Origin of the sequence: Roseimicrobium sp. ORNL1, from assembly GCF_011044495.1 — a bacterium.
Lineage (GTDB): Bacteria > Verrucomicrobiota > Verrucomicrobiia > Verrucomicrobiales > Verrucomicrobiaceae > Roseimicrobium.
In genome coordinates this window covers 5,620,977-5,638,295 of the sequence record NZ_CP049143.1, presented here as the reverse complement: position 1 = coordinate 5,638,295, position 17,319 = coordinate 5,620,977, and the positions used below count along the sequence as shown (strand labels likewise).

The following is a 17,319-nucleotide window of genomic DNA, read 5'->3' as shown; positions in this document are numbered from 1 at the left end:
GTTCAGGATTCCTGCTCTTCTTCCTCCATCTCCTCCGCTTCATCCAGGTCTCGCAGTTCCTCGTCGGCTTCGCTGATGCCCTTGTCCACGAGCATCTCAGCAGCATTGGCTTCATCTTCGAGTGGCATTCTGCTGGCGCGATGTCCCGGATCACCCATGGGCTCATCCCATGGACCGGATTGGCTTTCGAGATCCACGATGGTTTCCATGCCGGGAATCACGTCAGACGCATCGCCGCTGGGGAGCACATCCTGCTGGCTGAGGTCTTCCACGACGCTCTCCACAGGCAGGGGGACCGGGGTGTCTTCTGACGGGCGTTTTGTTTTCATATCACCACCCGAATCGCCGCTCCTCTGGAGGTCGCGTGTTTGCCGGGTGCGCGGCTACAGGGCGTCAGCGGCCGTCTCTGCCACGTGGTCCAGGCCATCCGTGGGCGGCGGAGATTTTCGCTCCTTGCTGGCTCGGAAATCCTTCAGGAACAAGCGCTGCTCCAGCTCGCGCACCGCAGCGGGATCGGAGTAGGCGATATTGGCCTCGTCATTCACCCGCAGGCTCAGGCGGTCGTAGTTGGCGGAGCCAATGAAGGCCCATCCGTCAAACAGCCCAGCCTTCACATGCGTCATGCGCGGGTATACAAACACACGGATGCCATGCTCGAACATCACCGCGGCTGTGGCCTCGTTGTTTTCACTCAGCACCTTTGCATTGGCATCGACCGGCAGCACCACGCGCACGTCCACGCCCCGCTCGCGGGCGGCGATGAGCTTCCTCACGATGGCGTCATCGGTGAAGTAGGGGTTCTCGATCCACACCCGCCGTCTGGCGTTGTCGATGGCCAGGTGGATGACTTTTTGGATTTCGAAGTCGAAGGGCTTGGTACGGAAGACGCGGATGTCATAGGCGCCTTTCTCTGTCGGGATGGAGGCTGACGTTGATGAAGGGCGGTCTTTGCTATTTCCACCGGATGGCAGGAGATGCTGCCAGTCACCCAGCAGCGAGGCGCGTTTCCAGGAATGGTCCACTTCCGCCTGCAGCAGGGCCACCACAGGGCCGCGCACTTCCGCCATCATGTCATGCCATTCGGAAAGGTACTCCCTGCCGATGTTCATGCCACCGATGTGCGCCAAGGAAGGTCCGAAGGTGATGATCTTCGTGTGCGTGGAGGTGAGCGCCACGTTGGGCAGCGTGCGCACCCGGATGCGAGAACCTTCCTTCAGGTACGCTGCGATGTCTGCCGGTGGCTCGAATCCCGCAGGGGGTGTTGTTTTGGGCTTGGTATGCCCGGCCTGCAGACTGCCAAGGTCATCATAGAGCACACGCACGGGCACCCTCCGGGAGGTTTGCTTGAGTTCATCCGCCATCTGCACAGCGAAGTCATCCCGGTCGAAGATGTACAACTGCACATCCACCGGCTCTCGCGCCTCACGGAAAAGCTGGCTGAGCCGGGAGAAATATTCCGGCCCATCAATCAAGAGGCTGACTTTGCCCGGAGCACGGCGAGGCTGGAGCTTGCGATCGAGCAGTGCCTCGAAGGAGGCCACATCCATGCCTGGTTGCGTCCCGGCAGGTGGTAGCTGTGCGCGGTTGGCTTTTGCTAGGCCGCCCATGCCGGGATGCAGCCAAGCTCCAGCGAGGGTGGTGCCCTGTTGGGCAGCGCGGACGGTGCCGGAGACGGGATAGCGGACGACGCTGGTGCCGATTCCTTTTACGCCGGCCACATGGATGGTCTGGATCGTTCTCTTCACCCCGCCGCCGGAGCCGGAAAAGGCTTTGGGGGAATTGCAGCCGGGGATCGCGCACAGGCAGACCATGGCAGCTGCCTTCAGCACGCAGGGGATCGAACGAATCGCTTTCATTTCACAGGCCCGGATGCCTGACTGGCCGCGAAACCCGCGGCCAGTCAGGGTAGAAGAGCATGGGACTCAACCGAGGAAGTCGGACTGCTCAGTAGCGGAGATTGGCCGCGAGACCGCCAATCGGCGTGCTGATGCCGCCACCGGTGCGGCTGCTGCTGATACCGCCTCGGGCGGAGCAGTTGGAGAGCAGCAGCGAGCAGGCTGCCAGTGCTACCAAGGTAAGGGTGAGGGGGATTGTTTTCATAGAACCATGAATCGACCCTCTGCGGTGAGCTGTGTGTAAGGTGGCCGCAATATTGGGCAAGGAAGAGGCGCGGCACGTTTCCACCTTGCCATTGGGATTTGATAAGTTTACTGTTCTTGTGAACAGTAAACATGTCTGCCACCGCCCCCAACATTCTGGACATCCGCGAGCTGGTGCAAGCGCGCTTCCCGGAGGCTCAGGCCATCCGGCAGATGGGCAGTGCCGTGCTCACGGGCATTCCTTGTGTAGATGCGGCAGGGGTCACTCCCGGGCAGATCACGGAGTTCGTATCTCCTTGTGGCAGTGCGGGTTCCGGGCTGATTCTTGCCGCCCTCATGGAGGGGGAGGAGGAGACCTTGCGCGAGCAGGTGGCGCTGGTGGATGGGGCAGATGCCTTTGATCCCCGCACCCTCTCGCCGCAGGCCCTTGGACGGCTCCTCTGGCTGCGTTGCCGGCAGGTGCAGAAGGCGGTGCGTGCCACGGACCTGCTCCTGCGCGATGGGAACATCCCCCGCGTGCTGCTGGACCTTCAACTTTGCCCTGAGCGCGAGGTCAGGCAGATCCCCTCCCAAGCCTGGCACCGGTTGCGCTTGCTCGCGGAGCGGGGTGGGGCGGCGCTGTGTGTCTTCACCCCGTTTCAGGCGGTGCCTTGTGCTCGTTCCCGGCTGCTGCTGGACAGGCAGTTGCCGCTGGAGGTGCTGGATGAGGAACGGCCCGTCCTGCTCAGCTATTTGAATGGGCGGGTCATTCGCCGGGGCTCAGCGCTTGAGCCATTACCCATGCCGGTTCCTGTCGGCACGTCTCGATCGAGACCGATGCCTTCGCCAATGCCGGTCGCTATGGCGGTCTAGCCTCCGGACTCATCATCCATGCCTGCCTTCCGCTCATGTCCGTTTCCCGCACCTCCATCTACGCCGCTCTGTGGCTGCCACGCTTCCAGCTGCAGGCAGCCTTGCGCGCGTGGCCGGACACTCCGCGTGGGCCGCTCGCGGTGTTGGATAGCGATTTGACCCAGTCCCCCGCCGAGGCGGAGAAGAAGGGGCACGTGCTCCATGCCAATCCGCAAGCGGAGCGCGCGGGCATCGCGGCAGGCATGACGCCTTCCCAGGCACTCGCGCGGTGCCACGGATTAATCCTGCGCCACCGCCATCCGGAAGAGGAGATGCGTGCGCATGCGGACCTGCTCCGCTGCGCCTCCCACTGGACGCCACATTACGAGTCCACCGCACCGGGACTCTGCGTCATGGAAGTTTCCCGCGTGCGGAACATGCGTGGACGCCTGGAAGCCAGTGGCGCGAACATGCGGCAGTGGCTCGCGCAATGTGGACTGCAGGCGCAGGTGGGTTTCGCGGGGAATCTCGACATGGCCTGCCTCGCCGCGCGTGCTGCTACGGACGTGCTGGTGCTGCAGGAGCAGGAGAAGGAGGGCAGCGAGACCACATTGCTGCACCAGTTGCCTCTCGCCGTTCTGCAACCCTCCGCCAACGTCACCGAGGTGCTGCAGCTTTGGGGCATTCGCACTCTGGCGGAGCTCATCAAGTTGCCGCGCGCCGACATCGCCGCGCGCCTGGGCATGGAGGGCGCAACCTTGTGGGACATGGCTGCGGGAGGACGCGAGCGGTTGCTGCGACTCGTGCGGCCAGAGGTGGCTTATCGCGAAGTCATGGAGCTGGAGTATCCCGTGGAGTCGCTGGAGCCGCTGCTTTTCCTCCTGCGCCGCATGTTGGACTCCCTCTGCGGCCGGCTGGCGGAGGCCTGGCTCGTCGCATGCGAGGAGAAGCTCACGCTGAAGTTCGAGAATGATGAAGTGCACGAGCGCAGCATCCAGCTCGCAGAGCCCACCCGTCATGCGGAGCTTCTCCTGCGCGTGTTGCACACGCATCTGGATGGGTTGACCACCGCATCGCCCATCCGCGTGGTCACACTGGAACTCACTGCCTCCGCGCCGGATGCGCGGCAGAGCCAGCTCTTCCAGCGTGGCCTGCGCAATCCCAACCGCTTCGCGGAAACACTCACCCAGCTTGAGGCCCTGCTCGGCGCGGGAAATGTGGGACGGCCCATCCTGCTGCCCAGCCGTCGGCCTGGTGCCTTTGTCTTGAAAAATCAGGTCGAGGTCGAGGCGCCGGTGCCAGCATTGCTATCCAAAGATGATACACCATTACCCGAGGAGAGCATCACCCATGGCCTGCCTCTGCGCTGGCGTCGTCCTCCGTGCCAGATCACCGTGCAGATGAACGGCGGGCTTCCTGCTGCCATGCTCATTCCGGAAGGCAGGCTGGAGATTGTACAGACGAATCCATGCAACCTGCTCTCCGGTGACTGGTGGGATCGCCATGCCTGGCAGCGCGAGATCTGGGAAGTGGCCGCGAGCAACGGCGCGCTGTATCAAATCGCGCGTGAGAAGCAGGGCTGGGTGCTCGACGGCATGTTCGGCTGAGACAGGAGAGGAGGGGAATACACGCCATGCCTTTCGTGGAACTTCATGCCCGCAGTGCCTTCAGCTTCCTTCGTGGAAGCTCGCATCCGGAGTCCCTGGTGGTACGCGCCCAGGAACTCGGCATGGGCAGCATTGCGGTCACGGATCGCGATGGCCTGTACGGCACGGCGCGTGTGCATCACAAGGCGGAGGAACTGGAAATGAAAGGCATCGTGGGCTCTGAAATCACGATGGAAGATGAGAGCGTGCTGCCCTTGCTGGTTTACTCGCAGCAGGGTTATCAGAACCTCTGCCGCATGCTGACCCGCGCCAAGCTGCGCGCTCCGAAAGGCCAGAGCCGCGTGACCTGGGCGGAACTGGAGGAGCACGCCGCGGATCTCGTCGCGCTCACCGGAGATGCCGAGGGACCACTCGTGCGCGCCATTGAAAGCCGGGATCGCCACGCGCCCATGGCAGTGCTCAACCGGTTGCAGCGCATCTTTGGCGGCGAAGATCGGCTTGTCATCGAAGTGCAGCGGCATCGCCTGCGCAAGGACCAGCGCCGCATCAAAGCATTGCAGGAGCTGGCTGAACGCAGCGACCTGCCCCTCGTCGCCACCAATGGCGTGCTCTATGCCACGATGGAAGGACGGCTGCTGCATGATGCTTTCACCGCCTTGCGCCACCACACGATTCTGGATGATGCCGGGCTGAGGCTCGCAGCCAATTCCCAGCACTACCTGAAGAGTGAAAAGGAGATGCGCGAGCTCTTCGCAGACATGCCTGAGGCCGTGGACTATTCGGCGCGCATCGCGGAGAAGGCGATGTCAGGCTTCACCTTGCAGGACCTCGGGTATAAGTTTCCTGAGTATCCTGTGGGGGATGGGCATTCTCAGGATTCCTTCCTGAAGGAAAGAGCACTCGAAGGAGCTCGCCATCGCCTCGGGTCGCTCTCGCAGAAGCTCAAGGACACTCTGGATGGAACCACCATCCGGAAGCAGATCGAGGATGAACTCAGCTTGATTAGTGAGTTGAACTTCAGTGGTTATTTCCTCGTGGTGTGGAGCATCGTGGAGTTCTGTAAAAAGCAGGGCATCTCGGTGCAGGGGCGTGGCAGTGCCGCGAACAGCGTCGTCTGTTTTTCCCTCGGCATTACCAATGCCAACCCCACGGAGCACAAGCTGATGTTCTCCCGTTTCCTGAGCCGGCGCCAGAAAAGCTGGCCGGACATCGACCTTGATCTTCCCAGCGGCGATCGTCGCGAAAGTGTCATCCAGGAGATGTACCGGCAATTCGCACCGCACGGCGCGGCCATGACGGCGAATGTCATCACCTATCGCGGTCGCAGCGCCATGCGGGAGATGGGCAAGGTCATCGGTTTGTCGGAGGATGTCATCTCACGCTACTCGGACTACTTCGCCAATGGTGACTTCCAGCACACCATGGGTGTGCGTGAGCAGATCAAGAATGCGGGCCTTCCCGAAAGCCATCCTCGCCTGCCTGCACTGCTGCGCCTGTATCACGCTGCCTATGGCCTGCCACGTCATCTGGGGCAGCACAGCGGCGGCATGGTGCTTTGTACGAACGGTCTGGATACCATCGTGCCCCTTGAGCCTGCCTCCATGCCAGGACGCGTGGTCGTGCAGTGGGACAAGGATGACTGTGAAGACCTCGGTCTCGTGAAGGTGGACCTGCTCGGCCTCGGCATGATGGCCGTGCTGGAGGACACCATGACCATGTGCCGGGCGCGCGGTGAGGAGCGTGCCATGGAATTGCACCGCATCCCGCAAGACGATCCAGAGACCTATGCCATGATCCAGAAGGCAGATACGGTCGGAGTGTTCCAGATCGAGAGCCGCGCCCAGATGGCCACGTTGCCACGCCTGAAGCCGAAGAACTTTTATGACCTCGTCATCGAAGTCGCCATCATCCGGCCCGGACCCATTGTGGGGAAGATGGTGCACCCGTATCTGCAGCGGCGCGCAGGCAGGGAGAAGGTGGACTGCATCCATGAAAAACTTGAGCCTGTGCTCGGGCGCACTCTGGGCGTGCCGCTGTTCCAGGAACAGGTGCTGGAGATGTCCATGAAGATCGCAGGTTTCGATGGCGCCCAGGCGGAGGAGTTGCGCCGCGCCTTAAGTTTTCATCGCTCGGAAGAGCGCATGGCAAAGGTCATGACAAAACTCTACGTCGGCATGGATGAACGAAAGGTGGAGAAGTCTGTTCAAGACCGTGTCGCGGCCTCCATCCGCTCCTTCGCGCTGTATGGATTCCCGGAGTCCCACGCCATCAGCTTCGCTCTATTAGCGTATGCCAGCGCGTGGTTCCGTGTGCATCGGCTTCCAGAGATGACGGCAGCGCTGCTCAATAACCAGCCCATGGGGTTCTATTCCTCCTCCACTTTGGTGCGCGATGCCAAGCTGCATGGCCTGCGCGTGCTGCCGGCGTGCGTGACACAGTCCGAACACGTCTGCACGGTCATCGATGACAGCACCATCCGTCTTGGATTGAATCAACTGCGCGGCGTGAGCAAGGCGTCCTCAGAGAAGATCGTCGCAGAGCGGCAGCGCAAGCCATGGGAGAGCATCGAAGACTTCCTGCTGCGCTGCCATCTGTCACGTGATGAACGCCGTGTGCTGGCCAAGTCTGGTGCGTTGAACACACTCACACCCCATCGCCGCTCTGCCCTCTGGGAAGTGGAGCGCGAGCGGGAGCATGACCTCTTTTCCCACAGCGCAAAGCTTCGTGAAGAAGCCACCGGTTATGCCAATGCCAACGTCCCTACCAGTGACTCACCTCTGCTCCTCATGAATCCGGTGGAGCGCTTGGCGGCAGACTACAGCGCCGCAGGATTAACCGTGGGACCACATCCCATGGCAATCGTACGAGAGAAGGTGCCGGAGGTCATGCTCGCGAAGCATCTACCCCACGGCACGCACGGACAACGTGTCATCATCGGTGGCATGGTCATCTGTCGTCAGAGACCCGGCACTGCGAAGGGACACGTCTTCGTCAGCCTCGAAGATGAAACGGGTATCGCCAATGCCTTCGTGCCTTCACCGCTCTTCGAAGCAAGGCGTCTGGTCATTACCCAGGAGCCCTTCCTACGCATCATTGGACGACTGCAGATCGTGGATGACGTGACCTCTGTGTACGCCTTGAAAGTGGAGCCACTGATATTCCCCACAACCGCCGGGCCGAAGTCACATGACTTCCATTAGAAAGTAGTCCGCCGAGCTTCGGCGGCAGGTGATACGTCCGACCGATAATGCCGTGTCCTATCGCGTAGCACATCGAGAACGCCACGTGGAGTGCTGGAGCTTGCTCGCATGGCGGAAGGGCGCACTCCCAAGGAGCGGCGTGCTTTAGCCGCCGTGAGAGCGTGAAAGGCATGGCCTGCGCTGCACTGCGCACCATCATGTGACAAGAATCCTGCGGGTACTGAAAGGGGCGTTCGCGGGTCACTTGGCGCAGTAGACGGGATCACGTTTCAACGGCGGCTAAAGCACGCCGCTCCTTGGGACCATCCCCATCACCCATGCGTCCGCGCACTGCTGCTGTTCCATCGCGCACGTGCCACGCTATCGGCGTGTGCGTGGTGGAGACGGCTCCAGCGCTGGGCGAGGCCCAGGTACTGCTCAAATAGCTCCGGGTTCCCAATCAAGTGGGAGAACTCCAGGCAGCTCGGGTGGCGCTTGTTCGCATGGATCTCCCGGCGCAGCCAGGCGATGACGAGCTGTAAATCCGTCACGGTGAAGGCGAAGGGTGATCTCCACGCAAGCCACTGCCACCAGGAGGTGTGCACTTCATCAGTGAATGGAATCTCCGAGTACGTCCGCTCGCAATACTCTGCGTGCAGATACGCATGACCAACGCTCGAGGCGTTCATAGGTGGCCGGGGGTTTAAGAGGCCACTAATAGATTCGTTTCTCCACCCATGCTTGGATGATGCCAAGTGGCGCTGCTCCACAGGAGGCAGCAGTAGAAGACGTGGCAAGGTGTTGCTGATCAGGTGTCTAGGCAGGTTTCCGGGGAAAGCCTGTCAAACGATTATTCCTGAAAACAAAAGAGCCTCCGTTTTCGAAAATGTTTAAAAAAGTGTGATGAGGAAGTTGACGAAAAGGGAGTCCCGAGTAGTATCTACATCCCGACAGAAAACGACGGGCTGCCAAACGAAGAGCGAACTGCAAAGCAAGTTCTTCAGACTGAAGCAGAAACGGATCTTTACACAGACTACGGTTGGAGGATTTGCGAGAGCGAATTTGCCACCAAAAACAGAGGTTAAACAATGCACTGCATGGTTGCACATAGCAGTGGACAAAAAGTTAAGTAATAAAGTCAGTATCTTTTTGTAAAAGGAAAGATGCTCCAATTTTTGGAGAGTTTGATTCTGGCTCAGAACGAACGCTGGCGGCGTGGATAAGACATGCAAGTCGAACGGGATATTTTTGTAGCAATACCGGAATATTCAGTGGCGAACGGGTGCGTAACACGTGGGTAACATGCCGGGAAGAGGAGAATAGCCCAGGGAAACTTGGATTAATGCTCCATGTGGTCGCAAGACTAAAGACGGGGTAACCTGTCGCTTCCTGATTGGCCCGCGGCCTATCAGCTAGTTGGCGAGGTAACGGCTCACCAAGGCAACGACGGGTAGCTGGTCTGAGAGGATGACCAGCCACACTGGAACTGAGACACGGTCCAGACACCTACGGGTGGCAGCAGTCGAGAATCTTTCACAATGGGGGCAACCCTGATGGAGCGACGCCGCGTGGAGGATAAGGTCTTCGGATTGTAAACTCCTGTCATGCGAGAGTAAGGCCCCGCGTTAACTGCGTGTGGGATTGACAGTACCGCAAGAGGAAGAGACGGCTAACTCTGTGCCAGCAGCCGCGGTAATACAGAGGTCTCAAGCGTTGTTCGGAATTACTGGGCGTAAAGGGTGCGTAGGCTGCGCAGAAAGTCAGGTGTGAAATCCAGGAGCTCAACTTCTGAATTGCACCCGATACTCCTGTGCTAGAGGACTGGAGAGGAGCTTGGAATTCTCGGTGTAGCAGTGAAATGCGTAGAGATCGAGAGGAACACTAGTGGCGAAGGCTGGGCTCTGGACAGTATCTGACGCTGAGGCACGAAGGTCAGGGGAGCAAACGGGATTAGATACCCCGGTAGTCCTGACAGTAAACGGTGCACGCTTGGTGTGGGAAGTGACCCTTTCCGTGCCGAAGCTAACGCGATAAGCGTGCCGCCTGGGAAGTACGATCGCAAGATTAAAACTCAAAGAAATTGACGGGGACCCGCACAAGCGGTGGAGTATGTGGCTTAATTCGATGCAACGCGAAGAACCTTACCTGGCCTTGACATGCATTGTGTCGTTGGTGAAAGCCAGCTAGTGTAGCAATACACGCTTTGCACAGGTGCTGCATGGCTGTCGTCAGCTCGTGTCGTGAGATGTTGGGTTAAGTCCCGCAACGAGCGCAACCCCTGTAGTCCGTTGCCACCGGTTTTACCGAGCACTTGGACTAGACTGCCCAGATCAACTGGGAGGAAGGTGGGGATGACGTCAAGTCCGTATGGCCCTTACGGCCAGGGCTGCACACGTACTACAATGCCCAGTACAAAGTGAACCGAGACCGCGAGGTGGAGGAAATCGAGAAAACTGGGCTCAGTTCAGATTGCAGGCTGCAACTCGCCTGCATGAAGTTGGAATCGCTAGTAATGGTACATCAGCTACGGTACCGTGAATACGTTCCCGGGTCTTGTACACACCGCCCGTCACATCATGGAAGCTGGCTTCGCCCAAAGATCGTGCGCCAACCGCAAGGAGGCATCGGTTTAAGGCAAGGCTGGTAACTGGGATGAAGTCGTAACAAGGTAGCCGTAGGGGAACCTGCGGCTGGATCACCTCCTTTCTATAGGAACCTCATGAGTAATCATGACGTCCATTGGGTGTGGAATCTGCAGTGCATTGTTTAGCCTCTGTTGGAACAAAATAGTTCTGTGTAACATCAGCCTCACGAAACGGGGGTATAGCTCAGTTGGTAGAGCGCCAGCTTTGCAAGCTGGATGTCAGGGGTTCGAATCCCCTTGCCTCCAGTCGTAAGTTTAGCGAAAGCGAAAACAAGCGGGCAAATGCGAGAGCGACCTGCGGGCCTGTAGCTCAGTTGGTTAGAGCACCGCCTTGATAAGGCGGGGGTCATAGGTTCGAGTCCTATCAGGCCCACCACTCTTACCGCTGAAGATGAGATCTGGAGAGTTCTTTGAAAACTGCACACAAACTGAAAAATGTTCAGTGATGTCCTGGTGTTAAGGCCAGGACAAGATGCAAACAAATTCAATGACTGATTAAAAATAACTAAGGCACATAGTGGATGTCTTGGCATCAACAGGCGATGAAGGACGCGCAAGGCTGCGATAAGCCCCGGATAGCTGCCGTGAAGCTCACCCGGGGATCTCCGAATGGGATAACCCACTGTAGTAAACTACAGTATCTCATATGCTCCGCATATGAGAAGCGATACCTGGGGAAGTGAAACATCTCAGTACCCAGAGGAAAAGAAAACGAAAGTGATTCCGTCAGTAGTGGCGAACGAAAGCGGAACAGCCCAAACCGGGGGCTTTGCTCCCGGGGTTGTAGGACTCCGATATTCTGACAATAGGCTAGGTGAAGCTTCAGGAAAGCTGCTCCATAGAGGGTGACAGGCCCGTAACCGAAAGCCGACGATAAGATAGGAACTCCTGAGTAATGCGATACACGTGAAACTTCGCATGAATCTGCACCGACCACGGTGTAAGGCTAAATACTCGTTGATGACCGATAGTGAACAAGTACCGCGAGGGAAAGATGAAAAGAACCGCTGTGAGCGGAGTGAAATAGTCCCTGAAACCATGTGCCAACAAGGTGTCAGAGCCGGCTTGTCCGGTGATGGCGTGCCTTTTGCTTAATGAGTCTGCGAGTTGGTTGTTGTTGCAAGTGTAAGCCTTTCAGGGGCATACGCGCAGCGAAAGCGAGTCTTAACCGGCGCCCAAGCAGCAGCAGCCAAACCCGAAGCGGTGGTGATCTACCCTTGACCAGGCAGAAGCGTTGGTAAAACAACGTGAAAGGCCGAACCGGTGAATCTTGAGAAATTCTCGGATGAGTTGAGGGTAGGAGTGAAAGGCTAATCAAACCCCGTAATAGCTGGTTCTCCTCGAAATGTATTTAGGTGCAGCGTCATGCGCTGAGCAGAGGGGGTAGAGCACTGAATGAGCTAGGGGGATATTTTTCCTACCAACCTCAATCAAACTCCGAATACCTCTGTGTGAAGCATGGCAGTAAGACAGTGGGGGATAAGCTTCATTGTCGAAAGGGAAACAACCCAGCCCAGCAGCTAAGGTGCCCAAACAACGCTCAGTGGAAAGGAAGTAAAATCTCAATGACAGTGAGGATGTTGGCTTAGAAGCAGCCATCATTTAAACAGTGCGTAATAGCTGGCTCATCGAGAGATTTTGCGCCGAAAATGATTGGCGATAAGCGTTGTACCGAAGCTCTGGAAGCGAAAGCTTGGTAGAGGAGCATTCTGGCGACAGCGAAGTCTGAAGGTAACTGACGATGGAGTTTCCAGAAGAGAGGATGCAGACATAAGTAACGATAAGGCCAGTTAAATACTGGTCCGCCATAAACCCAAGGTTTCCTGGGCAACGATGTTCGTCCCAGGGTTAGTCGGGTCCTAAGCTACGGCGTGATGTCTACGCGATGGATAACAGGTTAATATTCCTGTACTAGTGGGGTTAAGTACTGTTGTTGCGGGAGGTGGTCTTAGCAGACCTTATTGACTTGGCAGGGAGGGCTTCGGCCTGACCGCGCTAGGGACACCACCCGCCAAGAAAAGCGACAGATCGTTCCCTCATTACCCGTACCGCAAACCGACACAGGTGGGTGAGCGAAACACGCTCAGGCGCAAGAGTGAACCCTCGTTAAGGAACTCTGCAATCTAGTCCCGTAACTTAGGGAGAAGGGATGCCCCGCAAGGGGTCGCAGTAAATTGGGTCAACCGACTGTTTATCAAAAACACAGCATTGTGCTAAGACGAAAGTCTACGTATACGATGTGACACGTGACCAATGCGGAAAGATTAAGGCAAGGGGTTAGCCGCAAGGCGAAGCTCTGAACCTAAGTCCCCGTGAATGTCGGCCGTAACTATAACGGTCCTAAGGTAGCGAAATTCCTTGTCGGGTAAGTTCCGACCTGCACGAATCGTGTAACGAGTTGACCGCTGTCTCAACGAGGCGCTCAGTGAATTTGTAGTGGCGGTGAAGATGCCGCCTACCCGCAGAAGGACGGAAAGACCCTATGCACCTTAACTGTAGGCTGTCACTGACTCGCCGATTTCAATGCTCAGTATAAGTGGGAGGCTTTGAAGCCTGACTTTCGGGTCAGGTGGAGCCAAAAGTGAGATACCACCCTTTGGTGTTGGCGATTCTAACTGAGATTCAGGACAATGGCAGCTGGTCAGTTTTACTGGGGCGGTATCCTCCCAAAGAGTAACGGAGGAGCGCGAAGGTGTGCTCAGCGCGGTTGGCAATCGCGTGTCGAGAGCATAGTCATAAGCACGCCTAACTGTGAGACCAACAAGTCGAACAGATACGAAAGTAGGCCTAAGTGATCCGGCGGCTTAAAGTGGAATTGCCGTCGCTTAACGGACAAAAGGTACGCTAGGGATAACAGGCTGATTTGACCCAAGAGTTCATATCGACGGTCAAGTTTGGCACCTCGATGTCGGCTCGTCGCATCCTGGGGCTGGAGAAGGTCCCAAGGGTCCGGCTGTTCGCCGGTTAAAGCGGCACGCGAGCTGGGTTCAGAACGTCGCGAGACAGTTCGGTCCTCTATCCTCTGTGGGCGCATGATAATTGAGGGGTTTTCTTCCTAGTACGAGAGGACCGGAAGTGACGCACCTATGGTGCATCAGTTGACACGTCAGTGGCACGGCTGAGTAGCCAAGTGCGGAAGAGATAAGCGCTGAAAGCATCTAAGCGCCAAGCTCATCCCAAGATTAGTTATCACAGGACCGTGGGAGACTACCACGCGATAGGGTGAACGTACAAGCCAGGGTAACCTGCTCAGCGTATCACTACTAATAGTCCATACATTTTTAATCATCCTTGCATCCCTGTTAGCATCTCATATCACCGACATTATCGTTTCAGACCTTGTGTGCAGTTTTCAAACCAACCCTCCGGTCTCCCCGAAGTAGTTGATAGTTGAGGGTCGATAGTTGATAGCAATAACAGTTGCCACCAACTACCGGCCCAGTTAAACCCAAAGTCCATCATCAGGACTCTGGCCAGCCCACCGCCCTTAAAAAGCAGTGCCTCTGGATAGATTTCTGGTGATATCCCGCAGTGGACCCACCCGTTCCCATCCCGAACACGGAAGTGAAACGCTGCAAAGCCGATGATAGCCTGACGAAAGGTCATGCAAAAGTAGGCAGTCGCCAGTTTATTTCAATCAAAGCCGTTCCAGCAATGGAACGGCTTTGCTTTTTTATACGCATGTCGCCGTCCGATGTGGCGTGACGGTTTGCAACGAGATGCCAAAAACAGGTGGCCATGCTCTGAAAAGGCCTGTACCTCTCGCTTCGAACTCCCTGGCTATCGCACAGCCGAATGCACGGTTCCGTCACGCTCGATATCTCCGGATTGGGAATCATCATGTATTCCCCGGTCCATACCGCCCACATCGCGCAGGACGAGGACTACTTCACAGCAAACTACTGGAGGGAGCCGGACGTCCAGCGCCACATTCAGCAAGGCACCATCGTGGGTTTCGGCACTGGCAGCCCAGGTAGGTTCACGCTCGACTTCTTCGAGGGATATCCTACCGAGGTACGAGTTGAGGAAGCAGAGTTCAAATACCGTCTCGGCTTGGTCGTCACGGGTGGAAAAATCTGCATCCGTGATCTCTATGATCTGATGCGCTGGTCGGATGCGTGTCCAGAAGGCCAGACCCTCAACCTTGAAGACGGCATCTATCATGTCACGCTCTGTAGTGACAGCCCAACCTCAGGGATCTTGGGCGATGATCAGCGCATCGAAGTCTATCTGCAACCGCTGGCGGAATTCCCAGTTCTCGCCACCATGGGGATTCCTTCGCTGGTCTGATGCAGTGCATGCGGCGTGAGGCCCATCTTGCCACTCACCCAGCGCACAAACTAAAATCCGCGTACCTCGCCCGGCCCTGCGGATCCCGGCCATTCCGCCGGAGCTGAAACCGGATGTCCTGGCGCTGCTCCGCAGTCTCCCAAGGGGCGAAGCGAGACATGCGCTCCAGGTGTTTGAGATAGTTCTCCAGAAGATCCAGCGCCTGCGGAGTGTTCTCCCGGTAGTAGCGGCCATTGATGCGGAAGGCATAGCCGGCGTCCACCTGCCAGAAGAGGACCTCGTAGCGTTGTCCTCGAGAGTCCTCCACAGTCCGCGTGCGGCCTTGCTGGCCCACGACCCGGACTTCCTGCCGATCCGAGAGACCGTCGGGGAGGGGATAGCCTGAACTGTCACTCATCCAGGCTTTCATGCCTGGCTTTGGGGAAATGGTACGCCGTTCCAGTTGCATGGTGGAATATTTGAACACTGTTCAAAAGAACGCAAGCGCGAATTGTGTGAAAATCTGCACGTGCAGCGGCTGCATCTTGGAATCGATTCACGACCAAGCCGGGGATGGATGGATGGATGGCGCTGGGCCTTGACCCGCTTCGATTTCTCAGCCAATGCTCGCGCCAATGAGTTTGTATGATGTCATCATCATTGGCGGCGGCCCTGGCGGCAGCACGGCGGGCAGCGCACTGGCGCAACAGGGCAAAAAAGTGCTGATCCTCGAGCGCGAAAAGTTCCCACGGTTTCATGTGGGCGAGTCCCTGATTCCCTTTGGAAATGAAGAGCTGCGCGCCATCGGCGTGTGGGATCGGCTCACGAAGTCGAATTTCGTGCCGAAACTGGGGGCGGAGTTCGTGTTAGGCAATTCCACCGCCGGGATCCAGATCGTTTTCGGCAAGCACCTGCCTCCGCACTACGCGCAGACCTTTCAGGTGGAGCGTTCACGGTTCGATAACATCCTCATCGACCACGCCGCCTCGTCCGGCTGCGAAGTGTGGCAGGAGACGCTGGTGCAGTCGTTCGAGGTGAATGACGACGGCGCCAAAGTTGTCTGCAAGCGCGGTGACCAGACCATTGAACTGCAGTCCCGCTGGCTGCTTGATGCGAGTGGCCGCGATGCCTTTGTGGGCAAGCGCATGAACCTTCCCAAGGACGACCTCGGTATGCCGAAGAAGTTCGCCACCTTCGCTCACTTCAAGGGCGTGAAGCGCAATGACCCCCCGGCGGATGGTTATATCACGATCGTGCGTCTCGATTTCGGCTGGTTCTGGATGATTCCACTGGATGATGTGAAAACCTCCATCGGCCTTGTGCAGACGCTGGAGCATTACAAGGCCACGGGTTTGAAGCCGAACGAGTGCTTCGAGAAAGTGGTGGCGTCCTATCCTGAAATCCGCCGTCGCATGGAGAATGCCGAGCGGGTGGGGGATTACAACGTGGTCAGCGACTACACGTACCGCTACGAAGTGAACGCTGGAAACCGCTGGCTGCTCATCGGTGATGCGGCGGGTTTCATTGACCCCATCTTCTCCTCGGGTGTGATGCTTTCCATCAAGTCTGGATATCTCGCGGCGAAGAAAGTTATCGCAGCGGACCAGGCAGGGACGGCGCTGTCGCTCAATGAGCAGAGGGCCTACACGAAAAAGGTCGGCCAGATGAGCAAGGTCTTCCTGCGCATGATCAAGATGTTCTACGACCGGAATGGCTTCGAGGTCTTCATGACCCCGGCTCCGGATCCGCAGATGGAGTGGGCCGTCTTCAACCTCGTGGCCGGCAACACCGACTTCGGCTGGTGGCTACGCCTCAAGGTGCAGATGTTCTACGCCATCTGCGCCATCCAGAAGTACTTCCCCATCGTCCCGCGCCTGGACTATTCCGAGCGTGCCGTGGCCCAGCCTGTGCAGGCAGCGGCATGAGGCGCTGGAGCCTGGTCTTGCGATGCGTGGTGGCAGGCATGTGCAGCCTGCTGCTCACGCAGTGTGTCAGTATCACGCCGACGGCAGCGGAGCCCATTGGTCCCCTTTCCTCGGTGACGTCAGCGGAGTCTCTGGCCATCGCAGAGCGTTATGTGAATCATCGCTGGGTCGCCACCGAACGACAAGCCGTGCATGGCGTCGATCCCGAGGGCGTGCGTGTGGATACGCCGGACGCCGCTTTTCAACCCGCAGGACGCACGCCTGGCTGGTGGAAACCGGGGCAGGTGAATGTGGGCATTCCCTACTGCTGGGGAGGAAGCGACACACCGGAGAGCTTTGACAGGGGCCTCAGAGAGGGGAAGTGGGCCGGCGATGTGTACACTGAGCAGAAGCGCAAGCATTTGAACGATGCCGTGAGCAAGCACACGGTCGGCGCCGATTGCAGCGGTTTCATTTCACGCTGCTGGAAGCTCGACTGGCATTGCTCGACTCGCAGCATCCCGAAGATCTGCGACAAGCTCGCCAGTTTCGACGACCTTCAGCCTGGAGACGCCCTGAATACGGTCAACGGGCACGTCCTCCTTTTCGCTGCCTTCTCCAAGCCGGACAAGAGCGAGTTCCTCGTCTACGAGACTGGCAGCCCGCTCGGCTGGATGGTGACGAAGCACACCACGCCCGTCTGGTTTCTGCAGGGGCTGGGCTACGAACCGTACCGATACCGCGGAATGCGCCAGTGAGAGGTGGCCTTTCACTGATTTGTCGAGG

General features: G+C 57.9%; 11 protein-coding genes, 2 tRNA genes and 3 rRNA genes. 11 read left to right on the top strand and 5 right to left on the bottom strand.

Features of this window, described 5'->3' with window-relative positions:
• Positions 1-2: 2 nt before the first annotated feature.
• From G5S37_RS22775 to G5S37_RS22765, 3 genes are all read right to left on the bottom strand, one after another.
• On the bottom strand, positions 3-329 hold the full coding sequence (locus G5S37_RS22775; protein ID WP_165206959.1) for a hypothetical protein: 327 nt from the start codon (positions 327-329) through the stop codon (positions 3-5).
• A 54-nt stretch (positions 330-383) separates the two neighbouring features.
• Complete coding sequence (locus G5S37_RS22770) at positions 384-1,856, bottom strand: phosphatidylserine/phosphatidylglycerophosphate/cardiolipin synthase family protein (RefSeq protein ID WP_165206958.1); 1,473 nt, start codon at positions 1,854-1,856, stop codon at positions 384-386.
• A gap of 88 nt (positions 1,857-1,944) precedes the next feature.
• Complete coding sequence (locus tag G5S37_RS22765) at positions 1,945-2,100, bottom strand: hypothetical protein (protein WP_165206957.1); 156 nt, start codon at positions 2,098-2,100, stop codon at positions 1,945-1,947.
• A gap of 131 nt (positions 2,101-2,231) precedes the next feature.
• On the opposite strand from G5S37_RS22765, the gene G5S37_RS22760 reads away from it, so the two are divergent.
• Genes G5S37_RS22760 through G5S37_RS22750 form a run of 3 tightly spaced genes read left to right on the top strand, consistent with a single transcriptional unit; the run spans position 2,232 to position 7,737 of the window.
• Positions 2,232-2,951 (top strand): hypothetical protein, encoded by a 720-nt coding sequence (locus G5S37_RS22760; protein WP_165206956.1) that lies wholly within the window; start codon positions 2,232-2,234, stop codon positions 2,949-2,951.
• A 35-nt stretch (positions 2,952-2,986) separates the two neighbouring features.
• On the top strand, positions 2,987-4,537 hold the full coding sequence (locus G5S37_RS22755) for a DNA polymerase Y family protein (protein ID WP_165206955.1): 1,551 nt from the start codon (positions 2,987-2,989) through the stop codon (positions 4,535-4,537).
• 26 nt (positions 4,538-4,563) lie between these two features.
• Entirely contained in the window at positions 4,564-7,737 is a 3,174-nt protein-coding gene (locus G5S37_RS22750; RefSeq protein ID WP_165206954.1) for an error-prone DNA polymerase, read from the top strand.
• Positions 7,738-8,048: 311 nt separating this feature from the next.
• Here the strand turns inward: G5S37_RS22750 and G5S37_RS22745 are convergent, their stop codons facing one another.
• Positions 8,049-8,405, bottom strand: coding sequence for a hypothetical protein (locus G5S37_RS22745; protein ID WP_165206953.1), 357 nt, complete (start codon positions 8,403-8,405; stop codon positions 8,049-8,051).
• Positions 8,406-8,888: 483 nt separating this feature from the next.
• On the opposite strand from G5S37_RS22745, the gene G5S37_RS22740 reads away from it, so the two are divergent.
• The 6 genes from G5S37_RS22740 to G5S37_RS22715 all read left to right on the top strand — a co-directional run bounded on the left by G5S37_RS22740 (position 8,889) and on the right by G5S37_RS22715 (position 14,650).
• Positions 8,889-10,422, top strand: a 16S ribosomal RNA gene (locus G5S37_RS22740).
• Positions 10,423-10,533: 111 nt separating this feature from the next.
• A tRNA-Ala gene (locus G5S37_RS22735) sits at positions 10,534-10,606 on the top strand.
• 53 nt (positions 10,607-10,659) lie between these two features.
• Positions 10,660-10,736 (top strand) — tRNA-Ile (locus G5S37_RS22730).
• A gap of 118 nt (positions 10,737-10,854) precedes the next feature.
• Positions 10,855-13,648 (top strand): 23S ribosomal RNA (locus G5S37_RS22725).
• A gap of 226 nt (positions 13,649-13,874) precedes the next feature.
• A 5S ribosomal RNA gene (gene rrf / locus G5S37_RS22720) occupies positions 13,875-13,989 on the top strand.
• Together the 16S, 23S and 5S rRNA genes with 2 tRNA genes alongside form the textbook arrangement of a ribosomal RNA operon.
• Positions 13,990-14,155: 166 nt before the next feature.
• Positions 14,156-14,650 (top strand): hypothetical protein, encoded by a 495-nt coding sequence (locus G5S37_RS22715; RefSeq protein WP_165206952.1) that lies wholly within the window; start codon positions 14,156-14,158, stop codon positions 14,648-14,650.
• Between the two features lie 34 nt (positions 14,651-14,684).
• On the opposite strand, the gene G5S37_RS22710 is transcribed toward G5S37_RS22715, so the two are convergent.
• Positions 14,685-15,047 (bottom strand): hypothetical protein, encoded by a 363-nt coding sequence (locus G5S37_RS22710; RefSeq protein ID WP_165206951.1) that lies wholly within the window; start codon positions 15,045-15,047, stop codon positions 14,685-14,687.
• A gap of 217 nt (positions 15,048-15,264) precedes the next feature.
• Between G5S37_RS22710 and G5S37_RS22705 the strand changes: the two genes are divergently transcribed.
• Positions 15,265-16,554 carry an NAD(P)/FAD-dependent oxidoreductase gene (locus G5S37_RS22705; protein ID WP_165206950.1) on the top strand — a complete coding sequence of 430 codons (1,290 nt, stop codon included), beginning with the start codon at positions 15,265-15,267 and terminating at the stop codon, positions 16,552-16,554.
• Positions 16,551-17,291 (top strand): hypothetical protein, encoded by a 741-nt coding sequence (locus tag G5S37_RS22700; protein ID WP_165206949.1) that lies wholly within the window; start codon positions 16,551-16,553, stop codon positions 17,289-17,291. Before G5S37_RS22705 ends, G5S37_RS22700 begins: the two co-directional genes overlap by 4 nt.
• Positions 17,292-17,319: the final 28 nt, after the last annotated feature.